General features: G+C 35.0%; 21 protein-coding genes. All 21 read right to left on the bottom strand.

Annotated elements, in window-relative coordinates:
* Positions 1-4 precede the first annotated feature (4 nt).
* Positions 5-475, bottom strand: coding sequence for a chemotaxis protein CheW (locus DFR56_RS05645; protein ID WP_110394467.1), 471 nt, complete (start codon positions 473-475; stop codon positions 5-7).
* Between the two features lie 29 nt (positions 476-504).
* Positions 505-2529 (bottom strand): chemotaxis protein CheA, encoded by a 2025-nt coding sequence (locus DFR56_RS05640; RefSeq protein ID WP_110394466.1) that lies wholly within the window; start codon positions 2527-2529, stop codon positions 505-507.
* Positions 2530-2544: 15 nt separating this feature from the next.
* Positions 2545-3609 carry a chemotaxis-specific protein-glutamate methyltransferase CheB gene (gene cheB / locus DFR56_RS05635; RefSeq protein ID WP_110394465.1) on the bottom strand — a complete coding sequence of 355 codons (1065 nt, stop codon included), beginning with the start codon at positions 3607-3609 and terminating at the stop codon, positions 2545-2547.
* 11 nt (positions 3610-3620) lie between these two features.
* A complete protein-coding gene (locus DFR56_RS05630) occupies positions 3621-4478 on the bottom strand; it encodes a MinD/ParA family protein (protein ID WP_110394464.1) in 858 nt (285 codons plus the stop codon).
* The gene (gene flhF, locus DFR56_RS05625) at positions 4471-5583 is read right to left on the bottom strand and encodes a flagellar biosynthesis GTPase FlhF (protein WP_110394463.1); all 1113 of its coding nucleotides are present in this window, start codon (positions 5581-5583) and stop codon (positions 4471-4473) included. Before flhF ends, DFR56_RS05630 begins: the two co-directional genes overlap by 8 nt.
* Entirely contained in the window at positions 5580-7613 is a 2034-nt protein-coding gene (gene flhA, locus DFR56_RS05620; protein WP_110394462.1) for a flagellar biosynthesis protein FlhA, read from the bottom strand. The genes flhF and flhA overlap by 4 nt, the downstream gene beginning before the upstream one ends.
* 14 nt (positions 7614-7627) lie before the next feature.
* Positions 7628-8710 (bottom strand): flagellar biosynthesis protein FlhB, encoded by a 1083-nt coding sequence (flhB, locus tag DFR56_RS05615; RefSeq protein WP_110394461.1) that lies wholly within the window; start codon positions 8708-8710, stop codon positions 7628-7630.
* Position 8711: 1 nt separating this feature from the next.
* Positions 8712-9488, bottom strand: coding sequence for a flagellar biosynthetic protein FliR (gene fliR / locus DFR56_RS05610; RefSeq protein ID WP_110394460.1), 777 nt, complete (start codon positions 9486-9488; stop codon positions 8712-8714).
* Positions 9489-9491: 3 nt separating this feature from the next.
* Positions 9492-9761: a flagellar biosynthesis protein FliQ gene (fliQ, locus tag DFR56_RS05605; protein ID WP_110394459.1), complete on the bottom strand. Its 270-nt coding sequence runs from the start codon at positions 9759-9761 to the stop codon at positions 9492-9494.
* A gap of 31 nt (positions 9762-9792) precedes the next feature.
* On the bottom strand, positions 9793-10458 hold the full coding sequence (fliP, locus tag DFR56_RS05600; protein ID WP_110394458.1) for a flagellar type III secretion system pore protein FliP: 666 nt from the start codon (positions 10456-10458) through the stop codon (positions 9793-9795).
* The gene (locus tag DFR56_RS05595) at positions 10451-11092 is read right to left on the bottom strand and encodes a flagellar biosynthetic protein FliO (protein WP_110394457.1); all 642 of its coding nucleotides are present in this window, start codon (positions 11090-11092) and stop codon (positions 10451-10453) included. The genes fliP and DFR56_RS05595 overlap by 8 nt, the downstream gene beginning before the upstream one ends.
* Positions 11093-11108: 16 nt before the next feature.
* Positions 11109-11471 (bottom strand): response regulator, encoded by a 363-nt coding sequence (locus DFR56_RS05590; protein WP_110394456.1) that lies wholly within the window; start codon positions 11469-11471, stop codon positions 11109-11111.
* Between the two features lie 19 nt (positions 11472-11490).
* Complete coding sequence (fliY, locus tag DFR56_RS05585) at positions 11491-12648, bottom strand: flagellar motor switch phosphatase FliY (protein WP_110394455.1); 1158 nt, start codon at positions 12646-12648, stop codon at positions 11491-11493.
* Positions 12645-13637: a flagellar motor switch protein FliM gene (gene fliM, locus DFR56_RS05580; protein ID WP_110394454.1), complete on the bottom strand. Its 993-nt coding sequence runs from the start codon at positions 13635-13637 to the stop codon at positions 12645-12647. Before fliM ends, fliY begins: the two co-directional genes overlap by 4 nt.
* Positions 13638-13668: 31 nt before the next feature.
* On the bottom strand, positions 13669-14088 hold the full coding sequence (fliL, locus tag DFR56_RS05575; RefSeq protein ID WP_110394453.1) for a flagellar basal body-associated protein FliL: 420 nt from the start codon (positions 14086-14088) through the stop codon (positions 13669-13671).
* A complete protein-coding gene (locus DFR56_RS05570) occupies positions 14085-14297 on the bottom strand; it encodes a flagellar FlbD family protein (RefSeq protein WP_110394452.1) in 213 nt (70 codons plus the stop codon). Before DFR56_RS05570 ends, fliL begins: the two co-directional genes overlap by 4 nt.
* Before the next feature lie 372 nt (positions 14298-14669).
* Complete coding sequence (flgG, locus tag DFR56_RS05565) at positions 14670-15467, bottom strand: flagellar basal body rod protein FlgG (RefSeq protein ID WP_110394451.1); 798 nt, start codon at positions 15465-15467, stop codon at positions 14670-14672.
* Between the two features lie 80 nt (positions 15468-15547).
* Positions 15548-15904, bottom strand: a complete 357-nt coding sequence (locus DFR56_RS05560; protein ID WP_110394450.1) for a TIGR02530 family flagellar biosynthesis protein — start codon at positions 15902-15904, stop codon at positions 15548-15550.
* Entirely contained in the window at positions 15897-16355 is a 459-nt protein-coding gene (flgD, locus tag DFR56_RS05555) for a flagellar hook assembly protein FlgD (RefSeq protein ID WP_110394449.1), read from the bottom strand. Before flgD ends, DFR56_RS05560 begins: the two co-directional genes overlap by 8 nt.
* Entirely contained in the window at positions 16356-17789 is a 1434-nt protein-coding gene (locus tag DFR56_RS05550) for a flagellar hook-length control protein FliK (protein ID WP_110394448.1), read from the bottom strand.
* A gap of 30 nt (positions 17790-17819) precedes the next feature.
* Positions 17820-18407 (bottom strand): MotE family protein, encoded by a 588-nt coding sequence (locus DFR56_RS05545; protein ID WP_158525511.1) that lies wholly within the window; start codon positions 18405-18407, stop codon positions 17820-17822.
* Positions 18408-18411: the final 4 nt, after the last annotated feature.

Here is an 18411-nt window from a genome sequence, read left to right as displayed (position 1 = left end):
ATCCTTATCCTTCCAATGTTCTTAATTCCGTCATATCAGCTTTATTCAACACTTTCTCCAAGTCTAGTAAAATGAATAACCGCTTTTCTAATTTAATGACCCCACTAATATATTCAACGACGGCAGAACCAACTGCTTCAGGAGCTGGCTCAATTTGATCTTGTTGAATATCAAGAACATCATTTGCTTCATCCACGATTAAGCCGACTGTTATATCATCAATATGAACAATAATAATTCTTGTTTGTTCTGTAAATGTCGTTTGTTTTTCGTGAAATCGCTCTTTCAAATCGATCACAGGTGTGACCACTCCCCGTAAATTAACTACACCTTTTACAAAACTTGGTGTCGATGGAACCCGAGTAATCGGTAAAATTCTTTCGATCGAACCAACTCTTTGAACAGAAATAGCATATTCTTCCCCTTCAAGTCTAAAAACGATTAATTTATTTTCCAATCCATTTACTTCATTCATCCATCTAACCTCCCATTCCAATCCTAAAATTATTTAACTAAGGAATTGCTATCAATGATGAGGGCGACTTCTCCATCCCCTAATATCGTTGCTCCTGAAATCGCAAACACATTTGTCAAATAGTCACCTAGTGATTTAAGAACTACTTCTTGTTGACCGATAAAGGAATCGACAACTAAACCAGTCAATTTATTCCCTTTTCGTACAATTACAATGGAAACATATTCATCCACTTCTTCCTTATCTGATGGAACATCAAAAATGTTGTTTAAAAAAGCGAGTGGTACTACTTTCCCACGAAAATCGATCACTTTATTATTATGAGCGCTAAATATTTCTTCCTTTCTTAATATAGCTGTTTCAATAATCGATGATAATGGTATTGCATATTTTTCATTTTGAAGTTCGACTAATAAAACAGAGATAATCGATAATGTTAGTGGTAACTGAATGGAGAAAGTGGAGCCTCCACCTGGTACCGCATCGATCGAAATATTACCTCCAAGTGATTCAATGGTGTTCTTAACAACGTCAAGGCCAACGCCTCGTCCTGAAACATCAGAAATTTCCTCATTCGTTGAAAAGCCACTTTCCAAAATAAGTTCAAATGCTTGTTGGTCTGTTAACACTTCCGCTTCGCTTTGTGTTATGACCCCTTTTTCAATTGCTTTATTTTTCACTTTTTCTTTATTGATTCCGGCACCATCATCTGATATTTCTACAAACACATGGTTTCCGCTATGATAAGCTTCTAACGTAATTTTCCCTTGAGATGGTTTACCTTTTTCTGCTCTTTCTTCAGGTGTTTCTATCCCATGATCCATCGCGTTTCTAATTAAATGAACTAAAGGGTCACCAATCTCATCAATTACTGTTCGATCAAGTTCTGTATCGGCTCCGATTATGTCAATCTCCACATCTTTATGTAATTCTCTAGCCAATTGTCGAATCATTCTTGGGAATCGATTAAATACGGTATCAATTGGTACCATACGCATCGTTAAAATAATATTTTGTAAATCACTAGACACTCTAGACATTCTTTCAACTGTTTCTTGTAACTCATTGTTATTTAAATCTAGCGAAATTTGTTCTAAGCGCCCGCGATCAATTACTAATTCCTCAAATAAGTTCATTAAAATATCTAATCTTTCTATATTGACACGGATCGTCTTTGATGGTGCAGCTTTTGCAACATTTTTCACTTCTTTTTTCGTTGCTTTTTTCGTTGCTTCCACTTCTTTCATTTGTTTCCTTGGTTCCTTATCTAAGACCTCGTCTTGCGCTTCTTTATACGCATCCAATGAAAATGGCGTTACCGTTACCTCTTCCACTTCCGACACTTTCATTAGTTTCGCTTGAATATCATTCGCTTTTTCTTTTGTAACGAACATCACGGTGAACATAAAATCAAAATTTTCTTCTTCTAACTCATTGACAGTAGGATTTGAATGAATTACCTCTCCCATCTTTTCGAGTAACTCAAAGACCATGTATACCCGTGCACCTTTAAGCAGGCAATCTTCTCTAAGTTGAACCATTATTTCGTGATTATCAAACCCACGGTCTTTTGATTCACTTAAAATCGTTAGTTGAAATTCATCTAATTGTAAGGTGGTAGTGTTCAAGCTTTCTACTTCTTTTTTAGGACTCGACTCTTCCTTCGTAATATTTTCACCTTTTTCAATTTTATCCAATTGGTTCACTATATCAGCTACATCTCTTTTTCCGTCCCCACCATTAGCAACATCTTCCACCATGGCATTTAAATGATCAACAGCTACAAATAAATAATCCATCATTTCTGTTTGAACAGAGATTTTGTCGTAACGAATTCCATCGAATATGTTTTCTAATTTATGTGTTAAGCTCGCCAAATCTTCGAAACCCATTGTAGCTGACATCCCTTTTAACGTATGGGCAGCTCTAAAAATTTCTTCAATGATTGCTTTTTCTTGTGGATTTTTTTCAAGTGCTAAAAGTTGTTGATAGAGTGTGTCTAGGTGTTCTGTACTCTCGTCAATAAAAATGTCTAAATATTGTGTTGTTTCCAACATAATTCCCCCTATCTATTTTGAGTATTCTATTAGTGCCTTAGCGATCTCGTCTAAACGAATCACTTCGGTGACACTGTTTGTAGCAATTGCTGCACTTGGCATGCCATCAATAATTGCTGTTTCTCTCGACTCGGCGATGATAATTGCTTCATCATCTAATTGTTTTATTTTTTTGACGCCTTCTGCTCCATCTTTTCCCATCCCTGTAAGAACTACTGCTATTTTATGAATGTCATCAATCATTGCAAGTGATTTAAATAAAATGTCTACAGAAGGGCGATGCCCAACATTTTCTTTTTCTTGATTAATTTCAATCCTTAATTCAGCCGCTATTTGTTTCACTTGCATATGATAATTGCCTGGAGCAATATAGGCGGTTCCCTTTTTAATTACTTCATTATTTGTTGCTTCTTTTACACGGATCTGACCTATTTTATTTAAACGGACGGCTAAAGACTTTGTAAATGTTGCTGGCATATGTTGGACAATTAAAATTGGAGCTGGAAAATCTTTTGGGATACCTTCAATAATACGTTGTAATGCTCTAGGACCACCCGTTGAGGTACCTATTGCAATAATAGGTGCCCTTGTATGAGATTGTTGTTTTTTTCGGTTTTCCTGCCTTATTTTTAATTGTTTACCATGATTAATAGGCTGATTTCTCCTTGTCGAACGGATACGCTTCGTACTAATAGCTTGTGTTATTTTTGATAAGACTTCTCGTTCATATTGGCCTTTACTATTCGCAGGGATCGTTTTTTTGATAAAATCTACCGCACCATTCGCCATTGCTTGTACTGTTTTGGCGGTCTGTTGAACAGAACCGTCCGATAGCACGATGACTGGTATTGCCTTCATATCTAACATTATTTCTAAGGCTGTCTTTTCGCTTTCTGTCGGTAAATTTACATCTAATAACATAAGATTCGGCGATGTAGTTTTTAAATATTCGGTTGCATCTACTATTTCTGTCGCAATCCCAACAACTTCCACTGTTTCATATGTAAGAAGCATATCTTCTAATTGTTTACAGACTGAAATAGATTGATCAACAATGAAAACTTTTATTTTTCGCATGATGATCCCCTCTATTCCTTAGACAAAAAGTGTTTCAATTTTTGCACAAATGAGACCCGCTGTAATTCATTTAATTCATTCGTTTGTTGTAAAAAATTCGTTACTATTTCATTTAATGCTTTCGAAACGGGAGCATTTTTATTTAATAGTATGTAAGGTGTTTGCCTAATAACAGCGGTGGACACGATTTGATCATTTGGAAGCATCCCCATTTTGATAATATTACTATGTAAAAAGTGGGAAACTACTTGATTAAACTTTTCTAATGTTCGGACTCCTTCTTTTCGACTATTGCATCTGTTCATAATGACTGAAATGGGCATATCTTTCCGTTTTAAAATAATATGTTTTATCATACTGTAAGCATCTGTAATCGATGTTGGCTCAGGTGTTGTAATAACGACACATTCATCTGATGATAGTACAAATGACATACTACTTATGGATGCCCCCGCACCAAGATCAAATAAAATATAGTCATAATCGTTAACTAACCGATCATATTGTTCATAAAAATAGTTTAGTTTATCTTCATCAAGTTGAATAAGTTCATTTAAACTAGAACCACCTGCAATATAAGATAGGCCTTTAGGTCCTAGTTCTATAATATCATGAATCGGTAAAAATTCGTTAAATAAGTTTACGATCGAATGTTTAGATTCATTGCCTAGTAATATATCAATATTCCCCATGCCTACATCTAAATCAAAAAGCAACACTTTCTTCCCTCTGTTTTGTAATTCGATGGAAAAATTAAGAGCTGTATTCGATTTGCCAACTCCGCCTTTTCCACTTACAATCGCAATCGTTTTTGCTTGTTTATCCTGACCTTTTAAACGATTCCGTAAACGTTCAGCTTGATCATACATTGGCATACCTACTTAAAATTAATTGACTAACCTTTTGTTTATTTGGTTTAACTAAATCGTCTGGGACATCTTGACCATTTGTAATGTATGCAATATCGATATTTTCAGAGGCTCCAATATTTAATATGCTACCAAATGTTAATGTTTCATCCATTTTCGTAAAGATAACTTTCTCGACAGGTAGCCATGTAAATTGGTGATAAATATCCATAATATCTGTTTTCTTAGCTGTAAGGGATAAAACTAAATACGTCTCTACTTGATCCTTTTTAAAGTCGAGCATGTTTTTTAGTTCTTGTACATACCGTTCATCGCGAAAGTTTCTACCCGCGGTATCGACAAAAATATAATCAAAATGGGCAAATGTTTGTAATGCGCGTTCATAATCCTCTACAGAATAAGCAACCTCGACTGGGACATCTAAAATTCTCGCATACGTTTTTAATTGTTCAATTGCTGCAATACGGTATGTATCTGTTGTAATAAACGCTATTTTTTTACGATGCTCTAACATACTAAGAGCGGCTACCTTTGCTAAAGTTGTCGTTTTTCCAACACCAGTTGGTCCAACGAATTGAATGATTCTTTTAGCTTCTGAGATTCCTTTGAAAGATACATGTGCTAACCTTTTTTCTATTTCTTCATTTAATAATTCTTTCATTTGAACTTTTGTTACATGTTCATCTTCTTTTCCTTTTTTTACGATTGATTGCATTATTTCTAGTGCAAGAGTGTCGGAGACTTCTTGTTCCAGTAAATATTTAAATGCATTCTCATAGACTGGCGGAAAATTATTTTCTGACTGAAATGATTGGGTAGCAAGTAATTCCTTTAAATGTTTAATTTCATCTAAAACTTGTGATTGTTCTGCTTGTTTAGTCATGTTATATTGTCGGGTTATTACTTGTTTCGATCCCTTTTTTGGCAAGGTTGGTTCTTTATCAATCGCCGCAATTACTTCCATGCTTTTTTGCTGGAATAATCCTAAAATTCCCCCAGATTTAATTTCTTTACTATTTAATATGACAGCATCTGGACCTAACTCTTTTTTTATTTCTTTCATGGCCTCTTGCATCGTTTTTGCTACATACTTTTTTACTTTCACGCTACATTCACCACCCCAACACTTTGCACTTGGACATTTGGTTCTAATTCGTTATAAGACAGAACTGCTATTTGCGGTAATGACCGTTCTAACAACTGTTTCATATACATTCGCACAGTCGGTGAGCACAATACGACAACATTTTCATGTTGTAAGGAAACTTTTTCTACTTCTTTATATACATTTTGAATGATATTTTCTTGTGACTGTGGATCTAATGCTAAATAACTCCCATGTTCTGTTTGCTGGATATTAGTTGAAATTAAGTTTTCCACGTCTGCTGAAGTTGTAATGACTTTTAAAGCATCGCTCTCACCCGCATATTGTTTCGTAATTTGAATAGCTAAAGATTGTCTGACATACTCGGTTAATAAGTCAGTATCATTCGTCATCTTTGCAAAGTCAGCTAACGTTTCGAAAATAACAGGTAAATTGCGAATGGAGATATTCTCTTTTAATAAATTTGCTAGTACCTTTTGAATATCCCCTATTGATAATGGATCAGGTGTTACCTCATCTACTAAAATAGAGTAGTCTTCACGTAAATGATCCATTAATTCTTTCGTTTCTTTTCTTCCTAATAAATTATGAGCGTTTCGTTTCATTTCCTCTGTTAAATGTGTTGATACAACAGATGGTGGATCAACTACTGTATAACCGAAAATTTCTGCATCTTCTTTTTTATCTTCACTAATCCATTTAGCTGGTAAACCAAATGCTGGCTCTTTCGTTTGAATACCGTCAATATGATCATCATCCAAATCTGGTGTCATTGCTAAATAATGATCGAGAAGCAGCTCCCCTTTTGCTACTTCATTCCCTTTAATTTTAAGCCGATATTCGTTCGGTTCTAGTTGAATATTATCGCGAATTCGTACGACTGGAATAACCACACCGAGTTCGATGGCGAGTTGCCTACGAATCATCACAATCCGATCTAATAAATCCCCGCCTTGACTTGAATCAACGAGAGGGATAAGTGCATAACCAAATTCGAATTCGACTGGATCCACACTAAGTAAATTAACAACATTTTCTGTTGACTTCATACTTTCACTATCTTCTTCATCCAATGCTTCATCAGGAACTTGTTCTGTTTCTTTTGTTTTTTGTAATAAAACATATCCGCTTATCGCCAAAAAAGCAGCAATGATCGTCGTTAACATAAAATTAATTGGTGTTAATCCTAATAAAAATATCGTCCCCGCCGCTATAAATAGTAATTTCGGATATTGAAGTAGCTGATCTGATACATCACTTCCTAAGTTACCTTCTGTCGTTACACGTGTTACGACAATACCGGTAGCTGTAGCAATTAACAATGCTGGGATTTGACTTACTAAGCCATCCCCAACTGTTAAACGCATAAATGTATTTATCGCTTCTTGAAACGTCATATCCATCTGAACCATACCGATAATTAAGCCAAAAATGATATTGATTAAAACGATAATAATTCCGGCAATGGCATCTCCCTTTACAAATTTGGAAGCACCATCCATTGACCCGTGAAAATCTGCTTCATTTTCTACCTTTTCTCGTCTTTCTCTTGCTTCTTGTTCTGATATAAGTCCAGCATTTAAGTCGGCATCTATACTCATTTGTTTTCCGGGCATTGCATCTAATGTAAAGCGAGCAGATACTTCCGATACACGTTCGGCACCTTTCGTAATAACGATATATTGAATGATAACGAGAATGATAAACACAACGAATCCAACTAATGGATTATTCCCGATAACAAATGAACCAAACGTATCAACTACCCCGCCAGCATCTGCTTTAGATAAAATAGATCTCGTTGTGGAGACATTTAATCCGAGGCGAAATAAAGTTAGTAATAATAATAAGGAAGGAAAAATCGAAAACTGTAAAGCTTCCTGAGTATTCATCGATACAAGTATGACGAGAAGCGCTAGCGAAATATTACATAAGATGAGCACACTTAATAACCATCCCGGTAATGGAATGACTAACATAATTATTATTAAGATAACTCCTAAAAGTACTGATAAATCTCGTAATTTCATTCAAATACCCCTAACTAATTCACTCTTTTTTCATTCTGATAAACGAATGCTAATATTTCTGCTACCGCTTGATAAAATTGTTCTGGAATCACATCATTTACTTCGACTTGATCATATAAAGCACGTGCTAATGGCTTATTTTCCATTGTCATCACTTGATGCTCTTTGGCAATTTCCTTGATTTTCTGTGCTGTCTGATCCGTTCCTTTTGCAACAACATATGGCGCTGAAGTAACGGATTCGTCATATTTAATTGCTATCGCATAATGGGTTGGGTTCGTAATAACGACATCTGCTTTAGGAACCTCAGCCATCATACGTCGCATTGCTACTTGGCGTTGTTTCTCCCGTAGCTTTGATTTAATTAATGGATCACCTTCTACATTTTTATGCTCATCTTTAATATCTTGTTTTGACATCCTGATGTTTTTTTCAAAATCATATTTTTGATACATGTAATCAAGGACGGCAAGAAAAAGAAGTGCGATGGTGGCAGCGATCCCCATTATAATCGTCACTTTTCCGAAAAAAGCTACTGCATTTTCCGGATGTTTTAAAGCTAACATCATCATTTCATCTTTAAACATCCAAATGACGGTAAAGGTAATTGTCCCGATAAAAACAATTTTTAAAAGTGACTTTAATAGTTCAACAAGGGCTCGAATGGAAAAAATACGTTTAGCGCCTTTGATTGGATCAATTTTTTTTAAGTCAAATTTTAATGGTTCTGTCGTAAATAGAAATCCTACTTGTAATAAATTTGCTGCAATGGATATGATAAAAGCGATGGTCATCACTGGTGCAACAATGAAAGCAAATTGAATTAATACTTCTTTCAATAATTTATTACTAGATTCCAAATCGACTTCCCAATGAATAAATTCAGTGAACGTAGTGGCGTATAAAGATAACATATGCTCTTTCATATACGTTCCCATGACGAAAAGTAAAAAGAAGGAAGCTAGCAAAAGCAATGCTGTATTTATATCTTGGCTTTTTGCGACCCTACCTTTTTTACGTTCATCTTCCCTTTTTTTCGGAGTAGCTTTTTCTGTTTTTTCACCAGCAAAAAATTGTAAATCTAATTTCAATCGCACGTTAGCCACCTCCGAGAATGACCATCAAATCTCTCATCGTTTCAAACATCGTCTCAAATAACAATTTTGCCAAAACGATATATATGCTAATAAAAAATAAAAGTACGGTAAAACTAACAGCAATTTTTAATGGTAATCCGACGACAAATACGTTAAGTTGTGGTACGGTTCTAGCGATAATACCTAAAGCAACATCGACTAAAAATAAACAACCAACTAAAGGGATTGCCATTTGAAACGCGATGAGAAACATTTTGTTAAATGTTTGGATAATAAATTCACTAAAAATATCATTAAATGATAGAAACGAATCGATCGGAATAAATTGATAACTATTAAATATTCCATCTATTAATAAATAATGGCCATTAACCGATAATAAAAAGAGAAGTGCAAACATATAAAAATATTGCCCAACAAGCGGACTTTGTGCCCCTGTCTGTGGATCGATCACATTGGCGACCGCAAAGCCCATTTGAAAATCGATAAAACCACCCGCAATTTGGACAGCGGATAAAATAATATAAGCGATTAATCCAATGAGTAATCCGACTAGGACTTCTTTTAATAATAAAAAGATAAATAAATGATCCACTTCAATGATACCGACATCTAAGCTCGATACCATCATGAGACTTAGGAAAAAACTAATACCAATTTTAAACATCGTCGGTATCGTCCGATAAGAAAACAATGGTAAAGCAACAAAAAAAGCAATGATTCTAGCAAATATTAGTAAAAACGTAGGAATGGTTGATAAATCAATTAAATCTAGCATTTTTTACCCTACAAAAAGATTTATATTTTGATATAAATCTGTCGTAAATTCAACTAATTTTGTTAACATCCAAGGTCCAAAAAAAACGATGCCAATGAGGACAGCGATAATTTTGGGGATAAATGCTAGTGTTTGCTCCTGGATTTGTGTCGTTGCTTGAAAAACACTAACAGCTAAACCGACTGCTAAAGCTAATAATAGAATCGGTCCAGCAACTAATAATATAGTGAAAATCCCTCTTTCAGCAAGCGTTAATACTAGTTCATTACTCAAGCGAAAACACCTTCTTTTTGAAAAAAATACGTTAATAACCTTGAAGCAACGAATAGGTAATTAAATACCAACCATCAACTAAAACGAATAATAATATTTTAAAAGGTAAAGAAATCATTACTGGTGGCAACATCATCATACCCATAGACATTAATATACTAGCAACAGCCATATCGATAATTAAAAAAGGGATAAAGATCATAAACCCCATTTGAAAAGCTGTTTTTAGTTCACTAATAGCAAAAGCTGGAACGAGTGTCGTAAGTGGTATATCTTGTACCGTTTCTGGTGGTTCTTGATTTGTATAATTTAAAAACAATGCTAAATCTTTTTGCCTCGTATGCTTAGACATAAACTCTTTAATCGGAACAGAAGCACTTTCATACGCTTCATCCAACGTTACTTCTTTTTGAAATAATGGATTTAACGCCTCTTCATACACTTGATTAAACGTTGGAGCCATAATAAAAAACGTTAAAAACAGTGCAAGTCCAATTAGCACTTGATTTGGTGGCATCTGCTGAGTTGCTAATGATGTTCGAACAAATGATAACACGATAATAATTCTCGTGAAACACGTCATTAAAATTAATATGCCCGGTGCTATAGATAATATGGTTAATAAAAGGATAAGTTTTACGGATGTCGATATGGCAGAAGGGTCAGAGCTAGAAAATAGATTAATAAACTCATCCATGTCGATCATCCTTCTCTTTCATATGATGTATCATTCGGTGCCGCTTATCTTTTATCTTGTTTAACTCCTTTTCAAGTGTGCTAGTAAATTGTTTGTTTTTTTCATCGGATCGAAAACTTCCCTTTTGTAAAAAAGCTCCTATGAATGTTGAAGATTGAGCATTCTGTTCTTCTTCTTCCAATAATGTATGTACTATTTCTTCATCCGTTATTTCTTGAAGCATTTCGACATTATCACCAACACCAATAAGATAAACTTTTGCGCCAATTCTTACTAGTTGGATCGATTTGTTCGTTCCCACTGTAATCCCACCAAGGTTCTCTAATACATGTACATTTGAAAATAGTCTGTTTCGTTTTTTAATAAACGTTAAGATGAAATAAATAAGTGCAAGTACGAGAAGTAATGCGAATATCATTTTAATAAAATTCATAACGATTGAAGTAGAAGGTACTGGTTCGTCTTCAACTAAATGATTACTATCCCCTTGAACAGGTTGTTTTAGTTCTTCGCAATCTTCACTTGCTTCTAAACAATCTTTGACATTTTTCACTTCTGCATTACTTATATTGGTTGCGACAAATAAAGAAATCATTGCACTGAATAAGATGATGAAGCTTATTTTTCTACCCATTGTATTCACTCACTTTTTATGCTAACGCTTTTGATACTGCCTCAATCACCCGATCAGCTTGAAAAGGTTTTACGATAAAATCTTTTGCTCCTGCCTGAATTGCATCAATTACCATCGCCTGTTGTCCCATAGCTGAACACATGATTACCGTTGCATCTGGATTCAGGGCTTTTATTTCTTTTAAAGCTGTAATTCCATCTTTTTCTGGCATTGTAATATCCATCGTAACTAAATCGGGAGTTAATTCCTTATATTTCTCAACTGCAATATTGCCATTTTCTGCTTCTCCTACCACGTTATAGCCATTTTTAATTAAAATATCCTTAATCATCATTCTCATAAAAGCTGCATCATCAACAATTAGAACACTTTGTGCCACATTATTCACCTCATAAAAATTAATTAAGTTTCATTAAACGGTCTTTTTGACTAACAATATCTGTTATCCGCACTCCAAAGTTCTCATCAATTACAACTACTTCCCCTTTTGCAATTAATTTATTATTGACGAGAACATCGACTGGTTCGCCTGCTAATTTATCTAACTCAACGATTGACCCTTGCGTTAATTCTAATATGTCTTCAACCGTTTGATTCGTTCTTCCTAATTCAACAGTTACAGTTAATGGAATATCAAGTAGCATATCTAAATTTCGCTGCTTAGTTTCTGAAAGCTCTACTGATTCAAAATTTGAAAATGACGCCGTTTGAATCGTCGAATTTTCATTCATATGTGTCCCGATATGTTGCGGACTCTGATTAGTAGCTACTGTAGGTTGTTCGACCATCTTGTTCACTTGAGATTTATGCTCCATTTGCTCTTGTTCCGCAACAGATGGTTTTTCGGGAGCTTCGGTTGCCGCAATCTCTTCTTTTGGATTTAATAATTGATTTACTAACACTTTGGCAAAGTCAAGTGGAATTAGTTGCATAATATTCGAATCAATTAAATCACCCACCTTTAATTGAAAAGATACTTTTACAAACACATCCCCTTCAATTTTACTATGCACTTCCTCTAGTTTATCAATGTCTTCATATTCAACGAGTGGTGGTGATATATCAACCCGTTTATTAAAAACAGTCGACATACTCGTTGCAGATGCCCCCATCATTTGATTCATCGCCTCTTGAACAGCGCTAAGTTCAATTTCAGATAATTCTTCTTTAGGAGAATGTCCATCTCCCCCTAACATAATGTCAGAAATAATGGCAGCGTCTTGTGCCTTCATTAGGAAAATATTTTCACCATCAAACCCGTCCATATAATCAACTTGTAAACTTACATGTTCGTATGGAAATTCTTCTTTAAATCCAGTCTTTTTAACGATCGATACAGTTGGTGTAGTTATTTCTACCTTTTGATTTAATAGAGTAGATAAAGTTGTTGCTGAACTTCCTAATGAAATATTACCTATTTCGCCTAATGTATCCTTTTCAAGAGATGTTAAATAAGGATCCTCATTTGTTGTTTGTTCAGTCTCCTCATCATTATCTTCTGTTACATTTAATAGTGCATCTATTTCATCTTGTGATAACATGCCGTCATCCATCACTTGAAAACTCCCCCCTTTATTTCTTCCAATACTTGAACCGCAATTCTATTTTTCATTTGACCTGCCTGAACAAGCATTTTAGGTTCATTATTAATAACAAATTGTAGGGCTTCATCAATCGATTGATTAAGCGAAATAATATCATTTCTCTTCAAGTTTAATAGTTCATTTACCGAAATTTTCGACTGACCTAAGATTACCTTCGCCTCTACTTGTACTTGCTTAATATGTCTTGAGATTTGCTCATATGTTTCCGGATCCCTTTCCTTCGTACCAGTTTCCATCCAATAATGCACAGATAGCTTCGGAATAATTGGTTCCAACACGATATGTGGGATACAAATATTAATCATCCCACTTACATCTCCTATTTGCGTGTTTAACGAAACGACAACGACCGTTTCATTCGGTGATACCATTTGTAAAAATTGCGGATTCACTTCAAATTCTTCAAGGATTGGATTAATATCAACGATTGTTCCCCAAGCCTCTTGTAAGTTCGTGACCGATTTTTCAAATAGTTGCGACATAATTAATGTTTCAATTTCGGTTAAATTATTCGCCTGTTTATCACTATGCCCTTTCCCACCTAAAATCCGATCCATCATACTGTATGCGATATTTGGATTTACCTCCATTAACACTCTGCCTTCTAAAGGCTCCACACTATAAACGTTTAATATTGTCATCTTTGGTATTGATCGGATAAATTCTTCATACGGAATTTGGTCAACCGATGCGACGGTAATATTAACATATGTACGTAATTGTGCAGAAAAAAAAGTCGTTAATAGACGAGCATAATTTTCATGGATTCGCGAAATACTGCGAATTTGATCCTTCGAAAAGCGAAGTGCACGTTTAAAATCATAGACTCTAACTTTTTGCTCTTGTTCTTCTTTTTTTAATTCTTCTGCATCCATTTCACCAGACGTGATAGCAGATAATAGTGCATCTATCTCATTTTGGGATAATATTTCTTCTGGCAAAATCAATCACCTCCTAAGTGGAGCATTCACATTACTGTAATATTTTGCTAACTGTATACACATCGGTAATGTCCCCGTCAGTCATCACTTCATTTAAACTACTTTGTAATGTTGCTTCTAAGTCAGATAACCCTGTTTTAAAATCCTCTTCTGTCATTACGGCAAGTTCTTTAATTAAAATATTTTTAATTTGAAATTCGCGCTTTTCTACTTCTTTTAGTCCTTTTTTGCCATCTGCAATAATTTGAAATTGAATTCGCACAAATTTACCATCTTTTAAATCAGTCGTAACTTCTGGTGTTTCATAGGAATATTCATTCATCTCATCTATTGAACGTCCCTCCCCTTTCGTACTACCTTTATTAAAGTTTAGTACAATAATTAAAGCGGCCACTCCAATAACGAGAAGAATTACTAAAGATGTTATCATCGTTTTTGCTAGACTATTCATTCTTTCACCTGCTTCTCCTCTATACCAAATAAACCGATTAATTGATAATAATCTGTTATTTTTCTAATTACTTCTGATTCATTCGTTTGTACGACGATCTTTTTCCCATTCGTTAACGTTATCGTCGTATCTGGTAATGATTGTATTTGTTCAATCATAAATGCGTTTAATGTAAATGTTTCCCCATTTAACCTCGTAAGTTCAATCATAGTATGGCGGGGTTAGGACAAAATGTTTTTATCAAAGAAAAAGCCGAACTAACTAGAAATTATGATAGGTGCATATAACTCGCTCTAAAAAATACTTCGTTTTCCGTGGGAGGCAGGTGAGCCTCAACCACAGGTTGTCATCGACCTCGTGTTAGCGCACTACCGATGTCTTTCTCCCCGCGCTCGCACAATGTTTATTGCAACGATAATCGCAGTCCCAAATGTTTTCGATGGGACGAGCATTTAGCTAAAGGATCAGAACATGACCACTTTTAGCCGACCAGGAGTCTGCTATATTTCCTCCGTTAAGGTAGTGAATTATTCGTCTTTAGATTTGATCATTTTCGTTATGTCCTTGCCCCTACCTCCTTATTATCGTTTTAAGTTTACTAACTCTTGTAAAATTTCATCTGAAGTTGTAATAATTCTCGTATTTGCCTGAAATCCACGTTGTGACACAATCATTTCTGTAAATTCTTCCGCCAGATCAACGTTGGACATTTCGATAGCATTAGAGATTATTTTCCCCATTCCATTCGCATCTGGTGCTGCCAGTCCAGTATATCCAGCATTTGGCGAATTTAAAAAGAGATTACTTCCCACTTTCTCCAAGCCTCCTGGGTTTGAAAAGTTAGCTAGTCCTATATTTCCAGCAACTTGAGGATCCCCATTAGCATCTACATAATTCACTGTTCCGTTTTCAGTAATACTAAAGCTTTGTGCATCTTCAGGAATGTTTATAGGTGTGTTACCATCAACGTCTACTAAATAATAACCGTCTGGGTTAACAATATTACCGTCATCATCAAAGTAAAAATTACCTGCTCGTGTGTAATAGGTTATGGTTCCATCTGTTACCGCAAACATCCCATTCCCCTCAATTGCTAAATCAAGTCCATGACCTGAATTTTGGACAAATCCATCTGTATGGATGTTATCAATAGAGCCTACTTTAGAGCCTAGTCCGACTTGGATTGGATTAATTCCACCACGTGCTCCAGGAACTGCTGCCTGTGCTCCTCTTGTCGTCTGGGACATCATATCTTGGAAAGTAACCCGACCTTTTTTAAAACCGAGAGTGTTCACATTGGCAATATTATTTCCTATAACATCTAATTTCGTTTGAAATCCTCGCATTCCTGAAATTCCTGAGTACATTGAACGTAACATAATAATTCATCCCTCTCTTAATTTATCAACTATATCCATCAATCAATAGTTGTCTAAAGGCTTCCCAAAAAGGGACCAGCCTATATTAGTATCGTTCCGTTTATATTTGTAAATATTTTATTTGTTGCCTCATTGTTGTTTAACGCGGTAACGACCGTATTATTTTTTGTACTAACAACAAGTGCAGCATCATCCAAAACGATTAAAGCATCTGTTACCCCTTTTAGCTTAGCTTCATTCATCTTGTAGCCAATTTCTTCCCATGTATCTTTATTTATGTCGATCTTTCGTTCTTTTAATCTCATTTCTGCATGTTTACTAATTTTTACTGTATCGACTTGCGATAAAATGTCTTTAAATTGGGTTGGAGGCTTCTTTACTTGTTTTGGTGATTGGTTTTGATAATGTTGTTGAAGTGGATGAATATAATTATTCATCATTTTCGCCTTCTTTTAATTGCTGTTCTTTTACTTTCAACACACTATCCGCATATATTTTTTCCCCATTATCTAGCTCTAAAATTGCCCAACCGTCTTTTTGACTTACAGCAACAACTTGACTCGTTACGATACTTTTCTCACCCGTTTTTTCATTTTCTGATTCATAGGTAACTTCTTTTCCAATCATATGACTATATTGAATGACTGGGGAGACGAGCTGATTATGAACTAGTGTATCAATCGAACTTGCCATATGCATCATTTGCTCAAGCTGTGAAAATGTCGCCATTTGCGCGATGAATTCTTTATCCTCCATTGGATTAAGTGGGTCTTGATTTTGTAATTGCGTCATCAATATTTTAATGAATTCATCTTTACCTAAATTAGGACTAGGCGCCCTATTTTTCGGCTGGTTTGATAAATAAAGTGATGAATCTATTTTATTCATCTATTGTTCTTCCTTTCTACTTAACTGCTGTAAAATGTCTTGAAAATCAATCTCAGATGCATTTTCGTCTTTGTTTTCATGTGCATCTCGTTCTTCAGAGAAAGAGTCTTCTTCCTGTTTATCCTGTTCTTCATCTTGGAGAAAAAATTCTTCATCTGATATCGACTCATCCCGTTCGATCATTACTTGATGTGGGGAAAACATATGCTTTAATTGATGCATATTTGATTCAAGCATTTCTTTAGCAACTTGGGAAGTAACGATAATTTTAACGGACATCTCCCCATCCACCTGCATAAATCGAACTGTCATATTACCTAAATTCTCAGGTTTTAAGACGATGGATAGTTGATTCAACTCATTTTTATTCGTTAAAAATCGACTTTCCCGAATGATATTCGTAAATTTGTTAACAATCTCCTCACTTACCCTTTCAATTTTATCTAACGACTGAGCATGGATGGTATATTGTTCAACCTTTGTCATTGGTATTTGTGAGTCGGTCGTTATAGGAGCTGTTCCTGTTACTTTTTCTTCTTGTTCTGCATAGTTACTAAATGCTTGTTGTAACCAACTCATCACATCTGATCGCGTGACAGAAGCATCTGATTGATATACATTTTGCTCTGAAAAGAATGTTCTTTTTCCATAAGTATTAATTAAATGTCTCCAAACATGAGCATCTTTTTCGTTTAGCTCATTATTGATTACTTTTTCTGTTGCTTCACTATTTTCCTTTTTAATTGTTGACCACTGTTGTAATAAAGGAAGTAATTGACCTGCCTTTTCTTTTAAAGGAATCATTCCTTCCTTTTCATTCAAAATACGATTTATTTCACCGATGAGCTGAATCATTTCGTTATGTAACATATTTTCTAGGGTGAGATCACCTATTGTTTCAAGAAATTCAATTTCATTTTGCTGATCGGTTATTGCGGAGTCATTTTCAATCATCTTGTTTATTTGTTGGATAATCGTTTCGTCATTTTTCCAATCAGCGTTTTCCTGTACTATTTTCTGTAACTGGTTTACTTGTTGTTCACCTAGGGAAATTCCTGTTACATCATGTTCATGGTTCTGTAATAAAGCAATTAGTTCAGTTACAATAGAATCAAGCATTTGGTCCTGCTTATCGTCAGAGCTTTCTTCCTTATAACTTGAATCATGGAAAGTCTCTACGTTATTGGTTATTACTGTATTTGAGTCGGCTTCACCTAGTTGATTAGAGTGGATTACCGGCTGTATCATATCTGAGTCATTCTTTTTTGAATGATCTGTCATTTGTTCTTCATGTATAAAGGGCAACGCTTCTTCACTATCTGTATCTGAAGGTAAAAATGACTGAAATGATAGAGAGTTTTCTTCTTGTTTATTTGGTCGTTTCAGATTATTACCTGAAATAATTTCCGGGGCAAAAACAGAACCTACATTCAATTTCTCACCTCCTTTTCTGCTTTAAAATAGTTATTTTTGGAGCATATCTTCCATCAACTCGGCTGCTAGTTTTGGTTCCATTTCAGCTAATATGCCACCTCTAACATCTCCCGATAGACTTGCTAAAACGGCAACAGCCATATTTTTATCCAGATTCTGAATGATATCAGCAGCTTTTTCTTTGTCCATCTTTCTAAAAGAAGCAGCTACTTTTTTTACCTCTTCATCAATCTCTTGGGCTGAATCATCGTTCGTTACATTTTCCTCACTTTTATTGCGGTTTTCTAGTCTTTTCATATCCATTTCTAAATCGTCGATCAATCCTTCTAAACTATCAATCTCTTTATTTAGGTCGTCCAATTCATCCTTTTGCGCCGCTATTGTTTCATTTGCTTTTTCTAACTGTCTTTTAAGATCTTTATCTTCCTTTGTAGTCACCATACTGGAAATGATAGGTATATTACTTCCCTTTTCTTTCGCCCAACCTGTTACATCGATTCCAGCGACAGATAAGATGACGATTGCTATACCGAAAGCTAATAAGACTGGAATAACGATTGCAAATAAAAACCACAATATCGGATTACGCTTCTGTTGTTCCTTTTTAACTTTTACCATATTT

This window comes from Pseudogracilibacillus auburnensis (genome assembly GCF_003201975.1).
GTDB lineage: Bacteria > Bacillota > Bacilli > Bacillales > Amphibacillaceae > Pseudogracilibacillus > Pseudogracilibacillus auburnensis.
Note: the sequence above shows the minus strand (reverse complement) of the source record. Positions and strands in the feature narration are given on the sequence as shown.

Bases quoted from the DNA above. Each gene is read 5' to 3' on its own strand.
- fliP (WP_110394458.1), bottom strand. From the start codon at position 10,458: ATGGATGAGTTTATTAATCTATTTTCTAGCTCTGACCCTTCTGCCATA.
- DFR56_RS05595 (WP_110394457.1), bottom strand. From the start codon at position 11,092: ATGGGTAGAAAAATAAGCTTCATCATCTTATTCAGTGCAATGATTTCT.
- DFR56_RS05560 (WP_110394450.1), bottom strand. From the start codon at position 15,904: ATGAATAATTATATTCATCCACTTCAACAACATTATCAAAACCAATCA.
- flgG (WP_110394451.1), bottom strand. From the start codon at position 15,467: ATGTTACGTTCAATGTACTCAGGAATTTCAGGAATGCGAGGATTTCAA.
- DFR56_RS05645 (WP_110394467.1), bottom strand. From the start codon at position 475: ATGAATGAAGTAAATGGATTGGAAAATAAATTAATCGTTTTTAGACTT.
- flgD (WP_110394449.1), bottom strand. From the start codon at position 16,355: ATGAATAAAATAGATTCATCACTTTATTTATCAAACCAGCCGAAAAAT.
- flhA (WP_110394462.1), bottom strand. From the start codon at position 7,613: ATGAAATTACGAGATTTATCAGTACTTTTAGGAGTTATCTTAATAATA.
- fliR (WP_110394460.1), bottom strand. From the start codon at position 9,488: ATGCTAGATTTAATTGATTTATCAACCATTCCTACGTTTTTACTAATA.
- cheB (WP_110394465.1), bottom strand. From the start codon at position 3,609: ATGCGAAAAATAAAAGTTTTCATTGTTGATCAATCTATTTCAGTCTGT.
- DFR56_RS05545 (WP_158525511.1), bottom strand. From the start codon at position 18,407: ATGGTAAAAGTTAAAAAGGAACAACAGAAGCGTAATCCGATATTGTGG.
- DFR56_RS05570 (WP_110394452.1), bottom strand. From the start codon at position 14,297: ATGATTGAACTTACGAGGTTAAATGGGGAAACATTTACATTAAACGCA.
- DFR56_RS05630 (WP_110394464.1), bottom strand. From the start codon at position 4,478: ATGTATGATCAAGCTGAACGTTTACGGAATCGTTTAAAAGGTCAGGAT.
- fliL (WP_110394453.1), bottom strand. From the start codon at position 14,088: ATGAATAGTCTAGCAAAAACGATGATAACATCTTTAGTAATTCTTCTC.